The following is an 18,303-nucleotide window of genomic DNA, read 5'->3' on the forward strand; positions in this document are numbered from 1 at the left end:
GCAGTTTTTTAACCAAAAGCGCTAGCCATTTAATCTGCGGCTAGCGATCGCTAGCATTTGCCAAAACGTGCTTGCCTACTGCTCAACTCGTCTGCTAATTGTCGGTAGCGAGCTGATATTTTACTGCGATAATTTTGTTAAGCCATCCAGATGGCACACGGAGAGTAGACATCAATTTATGACAGCATCGATCGAAAAACCACTAAATTTGACATCCGCAAGCGCCGCGTCCAACCTGCGCCTCAAAGATATTCTCAAAACCCTGCCGCGCGAAGTATTTGTCAAAAACCGCCGCAAAGCTTGGACAAAAGTCATCGTCAACGTTCTTCTAGTTGCTGTCGGTTATTTTGGCCTAGCAGTATCACCTTGGTATTTACTGCCCCTAATGTGGATTTTCACAGGTACCGGATTAACCGGTTTTTTTGTGATCGGCCACGACTGCGGACACCGGTCATTTGCCAACCGCCGCTGGGTAAACGATTTAGTCGGACATCTGGCATTTCTGCCGTTAATTTTTCCGTTTCACGCATGGCGTCACGGACACAATTACCACCACAAGCACACCAACAAAATTGGTGAAGATAATGCTTGGCAACCGATGACAGTAGAAAGCTACGCAGCCGCACCCAAAGCATTACAAATAGCTTATAGTTTAATCTTCGGCCCGCTGTGGTGGGTTGGCTCGATCGCCCACTGGGCAAAAGTACACTTTATGTGGTGGCGCTTCAAAGAAGGTCAACAACGCGAACAAGTGCGGTTTTCGGTTTTTGTGGTTTTGATCGGTGCTGCGATCGTATTTCCGACTTTAATTGCTACAACAGGCATTTGGGGATTCATCAAATTTTGGTTGATGCCTTGGATGGTTTACCACTTCTGGATGAGCACCTTCACCATTGTTCACCACACAGCGCCAGACATTTCATTTAAATCACCAGAAGAATGGAACGAAGCCCAAGCCCAACTATCGGGAACAGTTCACTGCGACTATCCCCGCTGGGTTGAGTTTCTGTGCCACGACATTAACGTGCACGTTCCCCACCACCTTTCAACTGCTATACCCTGGTACAACTTGCGCCTAGCCCACAGCAGCTTAAAAGAAAACTGGCAACCTCATCTCTATGAAACCAAATTTTCTTGGTCTTTAATGAAGCGGATTGCAGACAACTGTCACCTGTACAACCCCGCTGGTGGCTATCTAACATTAGAGGAATTCAACGCTCAAACCAAATAAGTTTGAAACGCGATAAATCTCCGAAAAACCCGGTTTTGTTTAACAAACCGGGTTTTCTCAATCATAAAGTATGTTGTTGCGCTTCAGCGCTCTTTAATATCTTAAGAGAGCGCTGAAGCGCAACAACGTACCTAATAAAATTCTCAATATTTGTTTGCGATTTTCTGCCGCGACACACCCTACGACTAAAATCTAAAATCTAAAATCCAATGGCTTTCAATCCCAATAACTGTCGCAACGAAAGCGAAGTAGAAAGCAAACTCATTGTCAGTTATTTGTTGCCAAAACTCGGCTATACTCCCGACACTTGGCACCAAGAAATCGCCTTTGGGAATATTCGTCTAGACTTCCTCTCATTTGCTACCCAAGTTATCCCCATAGTTCTCGATGCAGACTCGCCCATGAGTTTAGTCATGGAGGCAAAACATCCCAAGGAAAATTTAGACCGCCATCTGCGAAAACTGAAGCGTTACTTAACAAGTTTAAGTATTCGCTACGGACTCATAACTAACGGTAAAGAACTTAGAATTTATGCAAGAATTAGCAATGATATTCAGCTAGTTTTTCAGTGCGCCGGACAAGACCTTGAAAGTAGAATTGATGAAATAATCGCTTTAATTGGTAGAGATAATTTAAATTTTGGAAAAGATCGAGACAATCTGGAACTGGAAGATAGTAAACTTAATTTAGTTAGTCCTGACTTGATTAGCGAAAATCCAGATAATCTCGAAGTAGAAGAAGAAGATAGTCAAATTAATTTAGTTAGTCCTGACTTGATTAGCGAAAATCCAGATAATCTCGAAGTAGAAGATAGTCAAATTAATTTAGCTAGTCCTGACTCGATTAGCGAAATCCCTGATAATCTCGAAGTAGAAGATAGTCAAACTAATTTAGTTAGTCCTGACTCGCTTAGCGAAACTCCTGTAGAATCAAACAATCCTGCCACCCCAGAACCCGAGCAGAATCAAATATTAGCCATTGAAAAAATAGCTGAACCTTTATCAGTTAATATTGAATTTAAATCAGATTTAATCCTGTCACAAGCCATACCAAACAATATGAAAATAATCGCAGTTTACCACAACAAAGGCGGCGTCGGTAAAACTACAACTGTAGTCAATTTAGCCGCTGCACTGAGCAAGGAAGGTAAAAGAGTCCTAGTCATCGACTTAGACAGTCAGGCAAATACAACCTTTGCAACTGGTTTGGTTAAATTTGAAGATGAAGAACAAGATGATTTGAAAGATTGCAATATTCTTCAAGTTTTGCAGTCAGAGGATTTTTACTCCATCGCCGAAGTAGCCCGCGAGTCTAATTTTTGCAATCCTAAAATCGATGTAGTTCCTTCCCACATCGATTTAATGTACTACGAAACGGAACTAAATCAACTAGATTACAGTCGCATGATTTTAATTCAAAAACTAGCGGAAGTAGAAGACAAGTACGATATTGTACTGATTGATACGCCACCATCTTTGAATTTTTTCGCCAGAGTTGCCCTGATTGCTGCGGATTATTTAATTATTCCTTCTGATTTAAAACCTTTTGCCAATCAAGGATTGATTAATGTCAAGGATTTTATCAAAAAAGTCAATGGCTTCAAAAAACAAATTGGCAAAAAACCTTTAGAAATTTTAGGAATCCTCCCTTGCAAAATCTCACCTAATCTTAAATTTGTACAGTACAGTTTGCCCAAGCGGAGGGAGGCAATTCCCAAACGCTACGGCCTGGAAATTATGGACAGCGTAATTTATGAGAGAGAGGATTTAGCAAAGTGTGCAGAAATATTTAAAATCGTGGGCAATATGGAAATCGCCGATCCGATTTCGGTGCTAGATTTTAAACCGGATTGCACTTCATCCCAGGAATTTGAAATGCTAGCCGAAGAAGTTTTGGTAAAAATAGGTAAGTAAAAACTTATGAAAAAATTATCTCCGTCACTGGTTGCAGTCAAAAGAATTACTTCCGCAGTTCCCCGTTCCAATTTTGCCGATCGCGATTTGGATAAATTAGCTAGACTCATTTTAGATTCAGGAGGCTTGATTAATCCGATAATTGTCCGCCGTACCAGCATGGATGCCTACGAAATAGTAGACGGAGACTTTGAATACTACGCTGCGGCGAGAGCCAGGGAAATTGAACCTCTCAAAGGCGAGACAATCGGAGCATTCATCCTGGAACCAGAAAATGAAGAACTTCTCCTCGAACAACTGGAAATCCTCAGAAAAACCGCAATTAGTGAGAATCTAGGTGAAATTGAAATTCCCAAAGAGTCATTGATAACTGAGGCTTCAGTTGAAATTGAAACTCTAGAAGCTTCATCTAGTTTAGAGCAGCGGCTGACAAATCTTGAAGCCCGGTTAGAAATTCAAATTAATGAATTGAAAGCTGAGCACGCCCGCGAAAAAGAGTTGTTAGCGGAGAGGATACAAGAAGTTGAAAATCTAATTTCACAACAATTACCTCTGTTAATTGAAGCGCAGTTGGCTAGCAGAATTAATGAGTTGAAATCAGAGCCTGCATCGTCAAAGCCCAGTTTGGTAGATGCGGTACCAAAAGTTGAACAGGTAACTTCTCAACCAATGTCGCTGTTGGCCGCACTGAATACTCAAAATCCAGCTCAACTGAAAGCGAATTTAGAAAATACTAAGCTGCTGAAGGCTCCTGTTATACAACTCATACTCAAGGAGCGAGATGTGCGGCCGTTTGTCTCATTTGCCAATGTGGTGGAACGTATTAAAGGGTTAACCGACAAAACAATGATTAAAATTATTGATTGCTGGCAAAAATACTGAGCGGCTGTCAGTCGTCTCAATAGCATTTTTGGGGGTGATGCTCGGAGCAACGCCCCACAAGAGTTGAAACTGGTTTTATGAAAGGTAATTGACTAGGGTAAAAATACTTATAGCCTTTCTCACAAAGATGAGGTATGACTGACAGCTTACATAACCTCCCAGACTAAGAGGGCTGAAGCCCAACAACGTCCGCGAATCTTTCTGAGAACCGCTATATCATTCACAATTGCGATCGCCCGATCGCCAAAAAAAGTAAAGATGAGTGAAGCAGTGTATAATTTGTGTCCCCCAGCCAGTTAAACTCATCACAGTCGATTTTTTGTAGGAATTGCAGTCAGTTTTGCCGTTATACCAATTTTTTATGAGGCCCCGTAGAATCTGATCCCCCCTAACCCCCCTTAATAAGGGGGGGACAAGATTCTTCTTAAAGTCCCCCAACAATCAGGGGGATTTAGGGGGATCGAGATATATGCAACTTCACATTAAATTGGTATTAGCGAAGCACTCGTTGCACGATCGCCCGGGCTGTCACCCCACAGCCAGCCGTACAGGTACAGCACGCCACTGATATCTCTCCCAGATTGAGAGACTCAGGCCAACAAATCCTTTAACTAACCAAAGTCTGAGTAAGGTGTTTGTCTCGCACCCTATCATTAGAGTCCTTGGGTTAGTTCTGTTGCACTTAAAACCCAGGCTGTAAAGTGCAAATATATATAATTACCCAAACACCTGATTTTAATGACAAAAGGGGACTTGTAAGAAGATGGATCGATCGCAAGATCAAAACCGAATAGTAGAATATTTGCGGATTAAGCCAATTAGTCACAGTCAAATTTACACTTCCCAAATTGCGGTACCAGAGACTCAGGGTGGGGAAATCCCTCGCGAACGTCGCGAAGCTCTCAGAAGGAGTCTCATCGAGCAAGGCAGCAACTTAATTCCTTTAATTGTACGTCCTACTGAAGCTTACAGCAACGAAGAAGAATACGAAGTTGTCTGCGGTTCAGATTGGTGTATTGTTGCGAAAGAACTCGGCATCGAGCAAATGTGGGCTTGGGTTTTTGAAATGACCGACGAGGAGGTAGTTGCGGCTCAAGCAGAAATGGAACATTTGGCTCCGCAGCCGACTCAAAAAACTGCACAACTTGAGACTTTACTGCAACAATTTGAGCTATCATTTCAAAAAAAGGTAGAGAGTCTAACAAAACAAATAGAACAATCTGTTAAAAAGAATGAAGACCTGCTAAAAAAACAAGTAAAAGCTCTAGCCGAGCAGAACTTAGATCGCGATCAAATAACACAGATTAAGCATCTGCTAGAACAAGTTGAAAAAACATTTCATGAAAAGGTAGATAAATTGGCTAAAAAAATTGAACAATCTGGCAGCAATAGTTCTCCAAAATCGGCGGCTATTTCGGAGATGAATCTTGAAGGTGCGTTGAGACAGTTGGATGAACTGGAAAAATTGCTGTCAATCAAATTAGATCGCACCGTCCAAATAATTAATCAGTTTGTGGCTGACACGATCGCAGACGTAGAAAATGACCTAAAAAATCAAATTGCCACGCTCCGCAGCCAACTAGGAGCCGCTGCGACGCACTCAGAAATACAGCCCGAGACACCGCCGAAAAAGCAGTCGAAGGTGCAGCCAAAAACTCAGGCTAAGAAGCAGTCGAAGGCTCAGCAGAAACCTCAGCTACCGCAGTTGCAGTTGGAGTTGCCGTTTCCGCCTCAAGAGCAAGACGAAGACTACGATACTCTTTCGCTGAGACGCTTAAAGGCGATCGGCAAAGACCGAAAAGTGCGGGGCTACGCGCGCATGAAACGACCGGAAATTCTGGCAGCCCTCAGAGAAGCTGATGGCAAATAATACGGTGATTTCTAATATTTAAAGACTAATACAAGACTTACGTAACTTGTACTATTATTGGGGGTGACTTCTTGGTACGTAGTTGCGCTTCAGCGCTCTTTCTGAATATTGTGAAAGAGCGCTGAAGCGCAACTACGTACCTTTTTTATTTAATCTGACATTTGCGTAAGTTCTCTCAGGCTGTAATTGTAATATCTTCGCTTTTTATTGATATTTTAAAGAGCGCTGAAGCGCAACTACGTACCTTTTTTTATTTAATCTGACAGTTGCGTCAGTTCTCTCAGGCTGTAGTTGTGCTATCTTCGCTTTTTCATTGATATTTTAAAGAGCGCTGAAGCGCAACTACGTACCTTTTTTTATTTAATACGACAGTTTCGTCAGTTCTCTAAGGGTTTGGGGTTCGATCGCCATTATTGATATTTTAAAGAGCGCTGAAGCGCAACTACGTACCTTTTTTTATTTAATATGAGAGTATCGATCTGAAAATCTTGCTAAAATACACACATCACCTCTTACTCCTCCCCAAGCAGCCATGTCCGCAACCGCAGAATTAGTTACTCCCCAAGAAATACCAGAACAAGAGCTCTCTGAAGAAGAACTATTAGAACAAGAGATAGCAAAAAATGTTATCGTTCCTCCAGTCGATTTATATAGTGATGAACCTCAAGTGGAAACAGAATTACATCTCCGACAAATAATGCTGCTGTTTAAATGTCTAGAATGGTTGTGGCGAGATAGAAATGACTTCTATGCTGCTGGCAACCTCAGTATTTACTATAGCCCCAAGCAACTTAAATCAAAAGACTTCCGAGGCCCAGACTTTTTTGTGGTACTCGGCACTGAGCGCAAAACTCGTAAAAGTTGGGTAGTTTGGGATGAAGATGGAAAGTACCCGAATGTCATTCTTGAAATCCTGTCACCGAAAACCGCGAACGTAGATAAAAACTTTAAAAAACAACTCTATCAAGATACTTTCCGAACCCATGATTACTTTTGGTTCGATCCAGAAACTTTAGAATTAGCTGGGTTTCATTTGGTAGATGGAGAATATCAACTAATTGTACCGAATGAATTCGGCTATCTGCGGAGTCAACAGCTTGATTTGAGTTTGGGCATTTGTAGCGGACAATTGCGTTTCTTTACAGCAGCCGGTGAATTGGTTCCCACTCCTGAAGAGGTTGCAGAAATGGAGATTCGACGGGCAGATGCAGAGGCCCAAAGAGCAGATGCAGAGGCCCAACGAGCCGGAGAAGAGGCTCAAAGAGCCGATCGCCTGGCCGCAAAACTGCGAGAATTAAATATCGATCCCGATACAATTTAGCGATCGCCTTTTTCCAAAAACACGGTTGATTGTCCCGTGTATTTGAGTGCGATCGCACAAATAGTTCAAAAAAGTGTCTACCAGGAAATTGCTTGTCTGACAATAACGACAGAAGATAACCAAGTGGGCGATCGACCAATCAACACAGACAAACTTGTGTCAAGATTAATCTCGCGATTAATTAGCGCGATCGACCCAAACTCCCAATCTCAGTCAAGCGTAACAATCCGACGCAAGTTCCAATGAACAATCCCATCTACCCCGGCATAACTCTCCACAACCACTACCGCATCGTCCGCGAATTGGGACACGGAGGCTTCGGGCGCACCTACCTCGCTGAAGATGCCCACCGATTTAACGAACCCTGCGTTTTAAAAGAATTTGCGCCCCAAGTACAAGGAAGTTACGCCTTACAAAAATCCGAGGAACTCTTCGAGCGCGAAGCCGGAGTGCTCTACAAGCTGCAACACAATCAAATTCCGCGCTTCCGCGAAATGTTTCGCGTCAGTATAGTCGATCGAGGCTACCTATTTCTCGTCCAAGACTACGTACCCGGTCAAAATTACCGCTTCCTGCTGGATGCCAGGAAGCGTCAGGGTTTGCGGTTCATCGAAGCAGAAATCAATCAACTGCTGGTTCAGATTTTGCCAGTCCTTGAATACATTCACTCCTTGGGAGTGATTCACCGCGACATCTCCCCCGACAACCTAATTCTGCGCTTGTCTGACGGAATGCCCGTGCTCATTGACTTCGGCGGAGTCAAACAAATCGCCGCCACCGTAGAATCTCTATTTGCTGAAACAGAAGCTAACGCCACTCCCACTCCCACCCCCGCAACTCGCATCGGCAAACTCGGCTATGCTCCCGTCGAACAGATGCAAATGGGCATTGTGTCTCCCCACAGCGATTTGTACGCTCTGGCGGCGACGGTTTTGGTGTTGCTGACAGGGAAGGAACCGCATGAATTGCTCGACAGTCAGACGCTGAATTGGAACTGGCGATCGCACTGTTCTCTATCTCCGAATTTGTCCCTGGTGCTGGATAAAATGCTCGCTCAGCAGCCGAACCAGCGTTACTCCTCGGCTCGCGAGGTTTTGCTCGCTCTTTCCGGCAATCCGCTGTTACAGCCACAGCCATTCCCACAGCCGGATTTGGGACTCACGCAGCCACCACCGGATTACACAACACCTCTCACCGCACCCATACCTGTGCCAGCACCCGTCCCCAAACTGCCGGGAACTCCGGTGCGACTGGCTACGATTGGCAATCAGCAAAAGATGCCTGCTTGGAAAATGTTTTTGTTCGTAGTGGCAGTGCTTTCGAGTATGGGGGCAGTTGGCTGGTTTGCGGGCAATTACGTGTTAAACCTGCAATCAAAAGTGCAGAAGATTCCCGTGACTCCAGGCCCGAAGCAGCAGCAAGAGGATGCTTTGCGCGATCGCTACTCTCGGCTTAAAATTGACGATCGATTCTACAGCGGTTACGTCAACCTTGTAGATGAGAATTTCTATGCCAAATACCCAGAATTAAACGGGCGGCTGTTAAAAGAAGGCGACGAGGATCGCCAATGGCGCCAAAGGTGGCAGAAAATCGGCGACGAATTGCTCGACAAGCTCGAAAATCTCAGCAGCGATGCTAGAGCGCGGTTGGGCAGTTACGAGACTACAGATCTCGATCGCGTCAAAACCGAGGTTAACAAGCTGAATTTGAGCAGTCGAGCGCTGTACGATTTGGCTGATGCCAAGTTCTTTTATTGGTTTCCACAGCACCCACGGAATAAAAATATCATCGGTTTGCCGATCGGACAAATTTGGCAAGCAATTACCGCCGACGCCCTCGCCTCTTTACAAGCAGGAGCAACTCTTGAAAGCGTCGAATTTGACCGCCGCGCGAACAACAAAACCCTTAAAGGAAATCTCAAGCCCGGAGAAGGCAAAGCTTACATTGCCAGGTTCGCCCAAAATCAGATTTTGAGCGTAAATTTGCAAACTCCGCGCAAATCGACTCTGCTATCAATTTATTCTCCTGGGCGCACCAACAAAGCCAAAGCTTTACTGGAAGATGCAGAGGAGGTGAGTTGGTCTGGAACTCTCGATGATGCTGGTTTTTATGAATTCGTGGTAGTTTCTCAGTCATCAGAGCCGATCGCCTACGAGTTGAATCTGGAGACAAAATAACCCCCATCCCAAAACCGATCTCAGCCCCCGACTCCTGTCGCGCTCAAAAATTAGAGACTCCCGTTGAAGTTCGCTGACTCATCTGGACGAGTAAATCTGCAATCGACTCATAGCTATTGACGCCTTGAGGGCGATCGAGCAATAATGAAGTAATCCCGAGCGGGTAAATTTTCCGGTTCAAACAAAGAATATGCTGAGATTTGCGATCGTAGCTTTAGTAACTTTGGGATTAGTATTAATGACTGCATTAGGTTTATCTTCTGCCAGTGCGACAGTCAGCAATCCCGAATTTTATGCTTGGAACTTTGCCTCTGTAGGCAGCAGCGAGTTAGTTTGCAAAAAGACACTTGTAGTTCCGCGAGACCTCATCATTCCGTCATCATCAATGCAAGCTGTCAGTATCAATTCTGTAATTGTAGATGACAAGTTTTGCGCTAATTCCACTAAACCGGTCAATTAAGGCAGTGCATCCTATGATGTCTCATCGAACGACACAATAAAATAGGTTTGATCGTTCGGACTTTAGTCCGCATCTATCCCAGGTTTGATCGTTCGGACTTTAGTCCGCATCTATCCCAGGAATGAAGCAGGTTTGATCGTTCGGACTTTAGTCCGCATCTATCCCAGGAATGAAGCCAGAACCATCGAACACTTTTTAAAGCGAATTGACCCGATATTATATAAAACTTGCCGCTATCCGCGCAGTAGTGAAAGTGTTGGCGGCATTTTTTATGAGAAACAACAATATTTTTTATTAAAATTTATTAAAATAGTCGGGCGCAACAGTTGTATGCCTTTGAAAGCGATCGAAAACTATTGCGAATTTTGCCAATTCTTTGATTGTCACTTAAGAACCGAGGGAAAATCTTTAGCCATTTGGCTAAAAATTTATTAGCTAATTGGCCTAATCAGTAACTGTCAAGTTTGAGTATGCTAGAGTTAGTCAGGTTCTGATATATAGTGCCATCTGTTATCTAAGTATCATGCTCAAAATTTTAGTCATTGAAGACGACGAATTAATCCGGGAGACTCTTGTGCAACTCCTGGAATCTCACAGCTACCGAGTTATCGTGGCAGAAAACGGTCGATTTGGGGTGCAGATGGCACTTTCGGAGATCCCCGACTTAATTTTGTGCGACGTACAGATGCCGGAACTCGACGGTTATGACGTGTTGCGGACTCTGCGACAAAACTCCCTGGCTGCTACAATTCCATTTATTTTTCTCACGGCTCAAAGTGCCAAAACCGATTTTCGTCGGGGGATGGAATTAGGGGCTGACGATTACCTAACAAAGCCATTTACTAAGGCTGAATTGTTAGGGGCGATCGCTTCTCGCGTCTCGAAACGGCAAACTATTACCCAACCCCTGACAGTTGCGCTTCACCAAGCAGAAGCCAGACTCAAAGATTTAGCTAACGACTCTACAAAGGTTTGTGTCCTCTCCCCTGAAAAGTTGGCTCTAGAAGCTCTGCTGCGCCACGCTTTAGCACAAGGTGAGTTTCAAGTATACTATCAGCCCCAGGTGAATATTGCTACCGGACAAGTTATCGGCGCTGAAGCTTTGGTGCGCTGGCAAAATCCCGATCGAGGTATAATTTCTCCCGCTGAATTTATTCCCTTAGCCGAAGAAACAGGTTTAATTATTCAGATTGGCGAGTGGGTACTGCTTTCAGCTTGCGCTCAAGCGGCGAGTTGGCTGGCGGCGGGGTTCTCGCCTTTTACGATATCAGTAAATTTGTCGGCCCGGCAGTTATCCGACCCGGAACTCAAGGCCCGAATCGTGCAAATATTAGAAACTACAGGCTTGGAGCCTGCTAATTTAGAATTAGAAATGACCGAAAGCGCCCTCGTAGAAAATGCGACAGTCGCAGGCGCAACTTTAAACGAACTTAAAGCTCTCGGAATTCGGATTGCCATTGACGACTTCGGCACCGGTTATGCTACTTTAGGATATCTCAAGCAATTTGCTTTTGACAGCTTAAAGATCGATCGCATTTTCGTGCGAAATGCCAGCGAAGACGCTCAAAATGCTGCTATTACCACAGCAGTAATTTTGCTGGGTCACAGCTTAAATATGACAGTAATTGCAGAAGGAGTAGAAACAGAAGCAGAACTAGCTTTCTTGAAACAGCACCAATGCGATATCATGCAGGGGTATCTGTTCAGCCGTCCGGAACCGGCAGCGATCGTTGAAAGTATGTTAGTTGCCAACCAGCGTTTGTTCGCTCAGCCCCCAGCAGTAGCACCTGCTCGTGTTATACCTTTTGTACCTGTCTCCGAAGCCGAAAAATCTAAAAACCTTACCATGTCAGGTCTAGGAATAGTCTAAGTGTTACCAGGATTTCTGTATAATAGAATAAAATTGTTTCTTTTAGCTTCTATTTTCTGCGAAAAAGTTGACGCTCGCTCCTAAAAAGTTGTAGCTTTTTTGGGAGGGGCGAATAAAAAAGGAAATTTTTCCAAATATTCCTCTACCGAAAAAATGGGGTTAGAGCCTCCCGCTTCTAGGGGGACTTTCCCAATATTTTTCGAGACAACCAACCATTCCTATGACAGCTTTGTTATCATAGGAATATAGGAGTAAATCATAATGCTCGTTCTGGAATTCAAGACTTACGGCAAGCCTGGACAGTTCAAGGCAATCGATGAAGCGATTAGAATTTGTCAATTCATTCGCAACAAATCGATTCGGCTTTGGATGGATGGTGGAGCCAAGTCTTGGTTCGATCTTTCTAGGTATTGTGCGATTTGGGCGTCTGAGTTTGACTTTGCCAACAAGCTAGGCGCGATGGCCAGGCAGGCTAGTGCAGAAAGAGCATGGGCTAGTATTTCTCGATTCTATGAAAACATAAAGAATGGTGTAAAAGGTAAAAAAGTCGGGTTTCCCAAGTTCCAAAAAGACTGTCGTTCTGTTGAGTATAAAACCAACTCTTGGAAGCTTTCAGAAGATAGAAAAGCAGTCACCTTTACCGACAAGTGCGGAATAGGTAGGCTGAAGTTAAAAGGTACAAGAGACATGAATGTATATCAGCCAGACCAAATTAAACGGGTAAGGCTAGTAAAACGTGCAGATGGCTACTATGTTCAATTTTGTATTCAAGTAGATAGAGTAGAAATAGTTGCAATGACAGGTAAAACTGTTGGATTAGATGTAGGATTGAAAGAGTTTTACACTGATTCAAATGGCGACACGGTTTCCAACCCTAAGTTTCTGCATAGAGGTGAGATACGGTTAAAACGTGCTCAACGTCTTGTAAGCCGGAAGGCAAAAGGTGGGTCAAATCGCCGGAAAGCTAGAGTGATTTTAGGTAAGCGACATCTCAAAATAAGTAGACAGCGTAAAGACCATGCTATCAAATTGGCAAGGTGCGTAATCACGTCAAACGACGTAGTGGTCTATGAAGATTTGAGAGTGTCCAACATGGTTAAAAATCACTGCTTAGCCAAATCAATTAGCCATGCTTCTTGGTACCTGTTCAGAGTGTTCTTAGAATATTTTGGAAAAGTGTTTGGTCGGATTACCATTGCGGTGAACCCTGCTTATACCAGTCAAGAATGCAGTAATTGTGGGGAAGTCGTTAAAAAATCTCTATCCACCCGAACCCATTGTTTGTGAATGTGGATGCGAGATGGATTGAGATCGTAATGCCGCAATTAATATCCTGAATCGCGGGATAGGTACGACGGGGCACGTCGGAACTTCGATCTAGCAAGATCGTAAACGCTTAGGGAGATTAGACCCCTGGGTTAGGTGCGGTAACGCTCTTAATTTAAGTCCGATCGTTGAACTAAGAATCCTCACGCTCATCTGAGCTCAGGAGTGTCAATTTGGGAGCCGCAGTTTCAAGAACTGTCAACTGGAATTGGTGCAAGGCTGTCATGGAAAGAATATTAATAGTTGACGACGAAACAGACTGTCAAACAGTCTTATCAATGTACCTTGAAAGCCAAGGATACCGGGTTGAATGCGCTAATTCTGGTGTTGAGGCGCTCTCGATTTTTGAGAAGGCCCCCCCAGATTTGGTGATTTCAGATGTAATGATGCCGGAAATGGACGGGTTTGAGTTTTGCCGGCGCTTGCGTACTACACGTTTAGGACAGTTGGTGCCGTTTATATTTTTGTCTGGTCAAGGCGAAATTGAGGCAAAAGTTGAAGGTCATGCGATCGGCGCTGACGATTATCTGGTAAAACCTTTTCAGTCTGAAGAAATCTTGGCTAAGGTGAAAGCGCAGTTAGAGCGCTCTCACCGCATTCATGCCGAGATTGTCCGACTGCTGCAAACTTCTACCGCCCTGGCGGTGGAACCCAAAGTTATCGCAGTATTGCCACCACCAGCACCTTTGCCTCTAACACCAGCCGAGGAAAGAGTTTTTTGGGAGGTGATCCAGGGTTATACTAACAAACAAATTAGCGATCGACTGTTTATTAGCCCCCGCACCGTCCAAGCTCATTTAGGCAGCATATTCAGCAAACTACAGTTAGAAAATCGCGCCCAGCTTGTGAGATTTGCCCTAGAAAGGGGATACAAACCACCTCAAACTTAGCTCCGGTCTCAACTTACGGTGTACCAGCCCTTAATTACCCGCAATAAAAACGGTTTGTAGTGAGGACTTTAGTCCTCATAATCTGAGGACTAAAGTCCTCACTACAAACCCATCTGATTGTCGTCGTTCGAGAGAACCTGATATTATTCCAAATTCAAAACACAATAAGGAAAACTCGTCGTCACGCAAACCATCGGCCCCAAATTTGTACCCCGCAAATTTGCACGTTCCAAATCAGCCTGCCGCACGTCCCTCGCCGCATCGATATTTGTCCCAGTCAATTGAGCTCTCGGAAGCCTGGTATTTGACAGAATAGCATTCTGCAAATTAGTATCGCGCACGTCAGCAAAAGACAAATCAGCCCCGCTTAAATTAGCGCGATTCAAATTCACTCTAAACAGCAGCGAACGTCGCAAATCTGCATTCGACAAATTAGCTTGCAGCAAATAAGCTTCGCCCAAATTAGTATTAAAAAGCTTAGCACCGCGCAAATCAGCTCTCGTCAGATTGGCCCGCCCCAAAAAAGCATTAGACAAATCCGCATTTCGCAGATTAGCGCTGTCCAAGTCGGCACCATACATTTCAGCATTAACCAAGTTAGTATTTGCCAAATTAGCACCACTTAAATCTGCTTCTAGCAAATTAGCTTCGTAGAGATTAGCTCCGCTTAAATCAGCTCCTCTTAAATTAGCTCTGTACAAACTCGCCTTAAACAAATCAGCATTTCTCAAATCGCAGCCTTCGCACTCCTTAGTTTCTAGCAACTGTTGGACGTGATTGGGATTTTGAGCTTTGACGGGGGGTGCCAGCAAAAACGGCGCTAAAACTGCTACAGTTGCCGTTACACTTGCCAAGATTTTAAATTTCACAAACAAACCTCACTGCCACTTCAGACCAATTATACTCGCAAAATTTGCGATCGCTAGGCTTGTACTGTTCAGTTGACAGTTGACAGTTGACAGTTGACAGTTGACAGTTGACAGATGAGGGCGACCTCTACCTGGAAAGAAGAGGATTGCAGTAATGAATAGTCTGATTTTAATTTCTCCCGGGCTTGGGGCTTTAAACCAATTATTTGTGGAAAAAGTAATATTATTGACCTTCAATAACTCCAATATAAAAGGTTTGTAGTGAGGACTTTAGTCCTTTCTTGGATGCGGACTAAAGTCCTCACTACGAACCAATTTTATTAGGCTGTGAGGACTTTAGTCCTTTCTTGGATGCGGACTAAAGTCCTCACTACGAACCAATTGTATTAGGCTGGTTCTAGTGGAGACCATATAAGCCGGCAGAAGGCAGAAATTTCAATAGCATAGCAAACTAAAAAATTAACTTTTTTAAATTGACAATTATCTTGAATTCTGCCTTCGGTCTTCTACCTTCTATCGGAAGATTTAAGCTTCGTCTAAAGCTGCAACACCAGGCAATTCCTTACCTTCTAGCAGTTCCAAGCTAGCACCACCACCAGTAGAAATGTGGCTCATTTCTGGCCCAAGATTCAACTGTTCTACAGCCGCCACCGAGTCACCGCCACCGATAATCGTGGTAGTACCAGTCTTAGTAATTCCAGCCAAAGAATGAGCAATTCCTTCAGTTCCCGCAGCAAACTTTTCCATCTCAAACACGCCCATCGGCCCGTTCCAGATTACCGTTTTGCAATCGGCCAAAGCATCTTGGAAAGTTTTCACAGAATCCGGGCCGATGTCCAAACCCATCCAACCGTCGGGAATGCTCTCAACGGAGACAGTTTGAGTGTTCGCGTCAGCAGCAAATTTGTCAGCAACTACCACATCAGTAGGCAACAGGAAAGTAACTCCCCGTTCCTTTGCCTTAGCTTCCAAAGACTTAGCTAGTTCGAGCTTGTCATCTTCCACCAAAGACTTGCCAACGTTCAAACCGCGAGCTTTGTAGAACGTGAACACCATGCCGCCACCCAGCAGCAATTTGTCGCACTTTTCGAGCAGTTTTTCGATGACTCCAATCTTGCTGGAAACCTTAGAACCACCGATGATAGCAGCTAAGGGACGTTGCGGATTGTCGATCGCACTACCGAGATATTGCAATTCCTTCTCCATCAAAAACCCAGCCACCGAAGGACTCAGATACTTAGTCACACCCTCAGTCGAAGCGTGAGCCCGGTGAGCCGTACCAAAAGCATCATTCACATACAAATCAGCAACAGAAGCTAACTTCTTGGCAAATTCTGGGTCATTTGCTTCTTCTTCAGGGTAGAAGCGGACATTTTCCAGCAACACCACATCGCCATCAGCCATCGCCGCCACAGTAGCAGCTACTTCATCCCCAATGCAGTCATTAGTCTTTTTGACTTCCTTCCCCAACAATTCCGACAACCGTTTAGCAACCGGAGTCAAGCGCAACTTCTCCGTCACACCCTTGGGACGCCCGAAGTGACTGCACAAAATGACCTTAGCGCCCTTCGACGCTAAATCCTGAATAGTCGGCAGAGCAGCCCGGATGCGAGTATCATCGGTGATATTGCCGTTGTCGAGCGGCACGTTAAAGTCCGCACGCACCAATACCCGTTTGCCCGATAAGTCCGATGCCGATAAATTTGCTACAGTTTTTTTTGTCACAGGATTAACCTCCTAATATTTGTGTTTTTGTCTAATTCCGTTGAAATGGCGGCACTCGTCACTTGCACTTGGGGCCTCGGGCGCATTCAACCGCGCCCGTACAAAAAACGGAAGATGAAACAAACGGCACTGATTTGGCTCAACGTAAACATTTTATCGGAGTCCGTGTCCGGGAAATGCGAACTATGTTCAAGACTGTCTTATTTCCTGTAGATCAAAGCCGAGAAGCCCGCGAAGCCGCGGAAAAGGTTGTCAATATTGTGAAAACCTATGCTTCTCGTTTAATTATTCTGTCGGTAGTCGAACCCCCCGCCGAGGAGGGTGCCGCCCCACCGTCAGAGGTGATGAGCTCTCCCGAAGCAGTCGCCAAACTGCTGTCTGAGGCCCAATCGATGTTTTCCCAGCAGGGAATCGAAGCTGAAATCATCGAACGAGAAGGCAAACCTGCTTTCACTATTTGTGATGTGGCTGACGAAGTTGGGGCTGATTTGATTGTGATGGGCTGTCGGGGGATGGGTTTAACTGATGATGGGGCGTCTGACAGCGTTACCAGTCGGGTGATCAATCTGTCTCCTTGTGCAGTTTTGATTGTGCCTTAGTTGACAGTTGACAGTTGACAGTTGACAGTTGACAGTTTGGGCGGTGCCAAGAGTCCCCGCCCTCTTAGTTGACACGAAAGCAGTTGACAACTAACAACTGACAACGAGAGCATCTCAGTTTTGATTTTGTAGTGCGAGCGTCCCCCCTCGCTTGCTGTTAAAACCAAGCGAGCGGGGACGCTCGCACTACAACAAAAAAATGCTTTTTGCAAAAATTGAGATGCTCCCCGAACAACTGACAACGAACAACTGACAACTGACTAATAACTAATAACTAATAACTAATGAAAATTCACTGGTATCCCGGTCACATTGCCAAAGCTGAACGGGCATTAAAAGAACAGCTAAAGCGGGTAGATGTGGTGCTCGAAGTCCGAGATGCCCGCATTCCGCTAGCGACTTACCACCCCCAAATGCCTACCTGGGTGGGCGGTAAGGCGCGAGTGTTGGTCATCAACCGCATGGACATGATTACGCCTAGAACCCTCGATGCGTGGGAAACCTGGTTTGAATCTCAGGGGGAAACTGCCTATTTTACTAACGCCGAGCACGGTCAAGGAGTACACGATGTTTCCGATGCTGTCCAGGAGGCTGGGGTGCAGCTAAATAAGCGTAGATTCGATCGAGGAATGCTACCCCGTCCAGTCCGCGCCGTAGTGATGGGCTTTCCCAATGTCGGCAAATCTGCTTTAATTAATCGCCTGTTAGGGCGCAGAGTGGTAGACAGTGCCCGCAGAGCTGGAGTAACTAAATCGCTCCGATGGATTCGCATTTCTGACGAAATTGAGTTACTAGACGCCCCCGGAGTCATCCCCACCCGGATTAACAATCAAGAAAATGCCATAAAATTAGCTATTTGCGAAGATATTGGCGAAGCAGCTTACGACAATCAGGTAGTAGCCGCAGCTATGGTAGATTTGCTCCTCGGGCTGGAGGCGGCTGATGACACATTGATATCAGTATCTGGTTTCAAATCTCGGTATAAATTAGATATAGGATCTAGCAATGGTGAAGATTATTTGCACGAAGTAGCAAAAGACAGGTATAAAGGAGATGTGGAACGAACAGCGCGGCAGATGTTAAACGATTTTAGAACTGGTGTGTTGGGTCAGCTTACTTTGGAGTTGCCGCCAGCTTTATAAGACTTGTAGGAGATTTGATCTGATGAAT

General features: G+C 44.8%; 14 protein-coding genes and 1 pseudogene. 13 read left to right on the forward strand and 2 right to left on the reverse strand.

The genetic code is table 11. The features are described 5' to 3' along the window. Positions 1-178: 178 nt before the first annotated feature. From QZW82_RS14655 to QZW82_RS14705, 11 genes and pseudogenes are all read left to right on the forward strand, one after another. Entirely contained in the window at positions 179-1,231 is a 1,053-nt protein-coding gene (locus QZW82_RS14655) for a fatty acid desaturase (protein ID WP_293149292.1), read from the forward strand. Positions 1,232-1,440: 209 nt separating this feature from the next. Further along, the gene (locus QZW82_RS14660) at positions 1,441-3,144 is read left to right on the forward strand and encodes an AAA family ATPase (RefSeq protein WP_293149293.1); all 1,704 of its coding nucleotides are present in this window, start codon (positions 1,441-1,443) and stop codon (positions 3,142-3,144) included. A 6-nt stretch (positions 3,145-3,150) separates the two neighbouring features. After that, positions 3,151-4,026: a ParB N-terminal domain-containing protein gene (locus tag QZW82_RS14665; protein WP_293149294.1), complete on the forward strand. Its 876-nt coding sequence runs from the start codon at positions 3,151-3,153 to the stop codon at positions 4,024-4,026. Positions 4,027-4,789: 763 nt separating this feature from the next. Continuing rightward, positions 4,790-5,896, forward strand: coding sequence for a Rho termination factor (modular protein) (locus tag QZW82_RS14670; protein ID WP_293149295.1), 1,107 nt, complete (start codon positions 4,790-4,792; stop codon positions 5,894-5,896). 532 nt (positions 5,897-6,428) lie between these two features. Next, entirely contained in the window at positions 6,429-7,217 is a 789-nt protein-coding gene (locus QZW82_RS14675; protein ID WP_293149296.1) for a Uma2 family endonuclease, read from the forward strand. Positions 7,218-7,459: 242 nt separating this feature from the next. Beyond that, on the forward strand, positions 7,460-9,394 hold the full coding sequence (locus QZW82_RS14680; protein ID WP_293149297.1) for a serine/threonine-protein kinase: 1,935 nt from the start codon (positions 7,460-7,462) through the stop codon (positions 9,392-9,394). A gap of 190 nt (positions 9,395-9,584) precedes the next feature. After that, complete coding sequence (locus QZW82_RS14685; protein ID WP_293149298.1) at positions 9,585-9,854, forward strand: hypothetical protein; 270 nt, start codon at positions 9,585-9,587, stop codon at positions 9,852-9,854. An 84-nt stretch (positions 9,855-9,938) separates the two neighbouring features. Next, positions 9,939-10,289: a hypothetical protein gene (locus tag QZW82_RS14690; protein WP_293149299.1), complete on the forward strand. Its 351-nt coding sequence runs from the start codon at positions 9,939-9,941 to the stop codon at positions 10,287-10,289. 88 nt (positions 10,290-10,377) lie between these two features. Continuing rightward, entirely contained in the window at positions 10,378-11,724 is a 1,347-nt protein-coding gene (locus QZW82_RS14695) for an EAL domain-containing response regulator (protein WP_293149300.1), read from the forward strand. Positions 11,725-11,985: 261 nt separating this feature from the next. Then, positions 11,986-13,105, forward strand: a pseudogene (locus QZW82_RS14700) (transposase). A 169-nt stretch (positions 13,106-13,274) separates the two neighbouring features. Beyond that, positions 13,275-13,940 carry a response regulator gene (locus QZW82_RS14705; protein WP_293149301.1) on the forward strand — a complete coding sequence of 222 codons (666 nt, stop codon included), beginning with the start codon at positions 13,275-13,277 and terminating at the stop codon, positions 13,938-13,940. 143 nt (positions 13,941-14,083) lie between these two features. On the opposite strand, the gene QZW82_RS14710 is transcribed toward QZW82_RS14705, so the two are convergent. Both QZW82_RS14710 and QZW82_RS14715 read right to left on the reverse strand, forming a co-directional pair. Beyond that, positions 14,084-14,809, reverse strand: coding sequence for a pentapeptide repeat-containing protein (locus QZW82_RS14710; RefSeq protein WP_293149302.1), 726 nt, complete (start codon positions 14,807-14,809; stop codon positions 14,084-14,086). Between the two features lie 525 nt (positions 14,810-15,334). After that, positions 15,335-16,534, reverse strand: coding sequence for a phosphoglycerate kinase (locus QZW82_RS14715; RefSeq protein WP_293149303.1), 1,200 nt, complete (start codon positions 16,532-16,534; stop codon positions 15,335-15,337). Between the two features lie 185 nt (positions 16,535-16,719). On the opposite strand from QZW82_RS14715, the gene QZW82_RS14720 reads away from it, so the two are divergent. Then, positions 16,720-17,133, forward strand: coding sequence for a universal stress protein (locus tag QZW82_RS14720; RefSeq protein WP_293149304.1), 414 nt, complete (start codon positions 16,720-16,722; stop codon positions 17,131-17,133). A gap of 284 nt (positions 17,134-17,417) precedes the next feature. Continuing rightward, a complete protein-coding gene (ylqF, locus tag QZW82_RS14725; protein ID WP_293149305.1) occupies positions 17,418-18,275 on the forward strand; it encodes a ribosome biogenesis GTPase YlqF in 858 nt (285 codons plus the stop codon). The last annotated feature ends 28 nt before the right edge of the window (positions 18,276-18,303 follow it).

The organism is Microcoleus sp. bin48.metabat.b7b8b9.023, assembly GCF_013299185.1.
Classification (GTDB): domain Bacteria; phylum Cyanobacteriota; class Cyanobacteriia; order Cyanobacteriales; family Microcoleaceae; genus Microcoleus.

What these genes read in the sequence shown, in the direction of transcription:
- QZW82_RS14655 (WP_293149292.1), top strand. Translation starts at nt 179, where the DNA reads ATGACAGCATCGATCGAAAAACCACTAAATTTGACATCCGCAAGCGCC.
- QZW82_RS14660 (WP_293149293.1), top strand. Translation starts at nt 1,441, where the DNA reads ATGGCTTTCAATCCCAATAACTGTCGCAACGAAAGCGAAGTAGAAAGC.
- QZW82_RS14665 (WP_293149294.1), top strand. Translation starts at nt 3,151, where the DNA reads ATGAAAAAATTATCTCCGTCACTGGTTGCAGTCAAAAGAATTACTTCC.
- QZW82_RS14670 (WP_293149295.1), top strand. Translation starts at nt 4,790, where the DNA reads ATGGATCGATCGCAAGATCAAAACCGAATAGTAGAATATTTGCGGATT.
- QZW82_RS14675 (WP_293149296.1), top strand. Translation starts at nt 6,429, where the DNA reads ATGTCCGCAACCGCAGAATTAGTTACTCCCCAAGAAATACCAGAACAA.
- QZW82_RS14680 (WP_293149297.1), top strand. Translation starts at nt 7,460, where the DNA reads ATGAACAATCCCATCTACCCCGGCATAACTCTCCACAACCACTACCGC.
- QZW82_RS14685 (WP_293149298.1), top strand. Translation starts at nt 9,585, where the DNA reads ATGCTGAGATTTGCGATCGTAGCTTTAGTAACTTTGGGATTAGTATTA.
- QZW82_RS14695 (WP_293149300.1), top strand. Translation starts at nt 10,378, where the DNA reads ATGCTCAAAATTTTAGTCATTGAAGACGACGAATTAATCCGGGAGACT.
- QZW82_RS14705 (WP_293149301.1), top strand. Translation starts at nt 13,275, where the DNA reads ATGGAAAGAATATTAATAGTTGACGACGAAACAGACTGTCAAACAGTC.
- QZW82_RS14720 (WP_293149304.1), top strand. Translation starts at nt 16,720, where the DNA reads ATGTTCAAGACTGTCTTATTTCCTGTAGATCAAAGCCGAGAAGCCCGC.
- ylqF (WP_293149305.1), top strand. Translation starts at nt 17,418, where the DNA reads ATGAAAATTCACTGGTATCCCGGTCACATTGCCAAAGCTGAACGGGCA.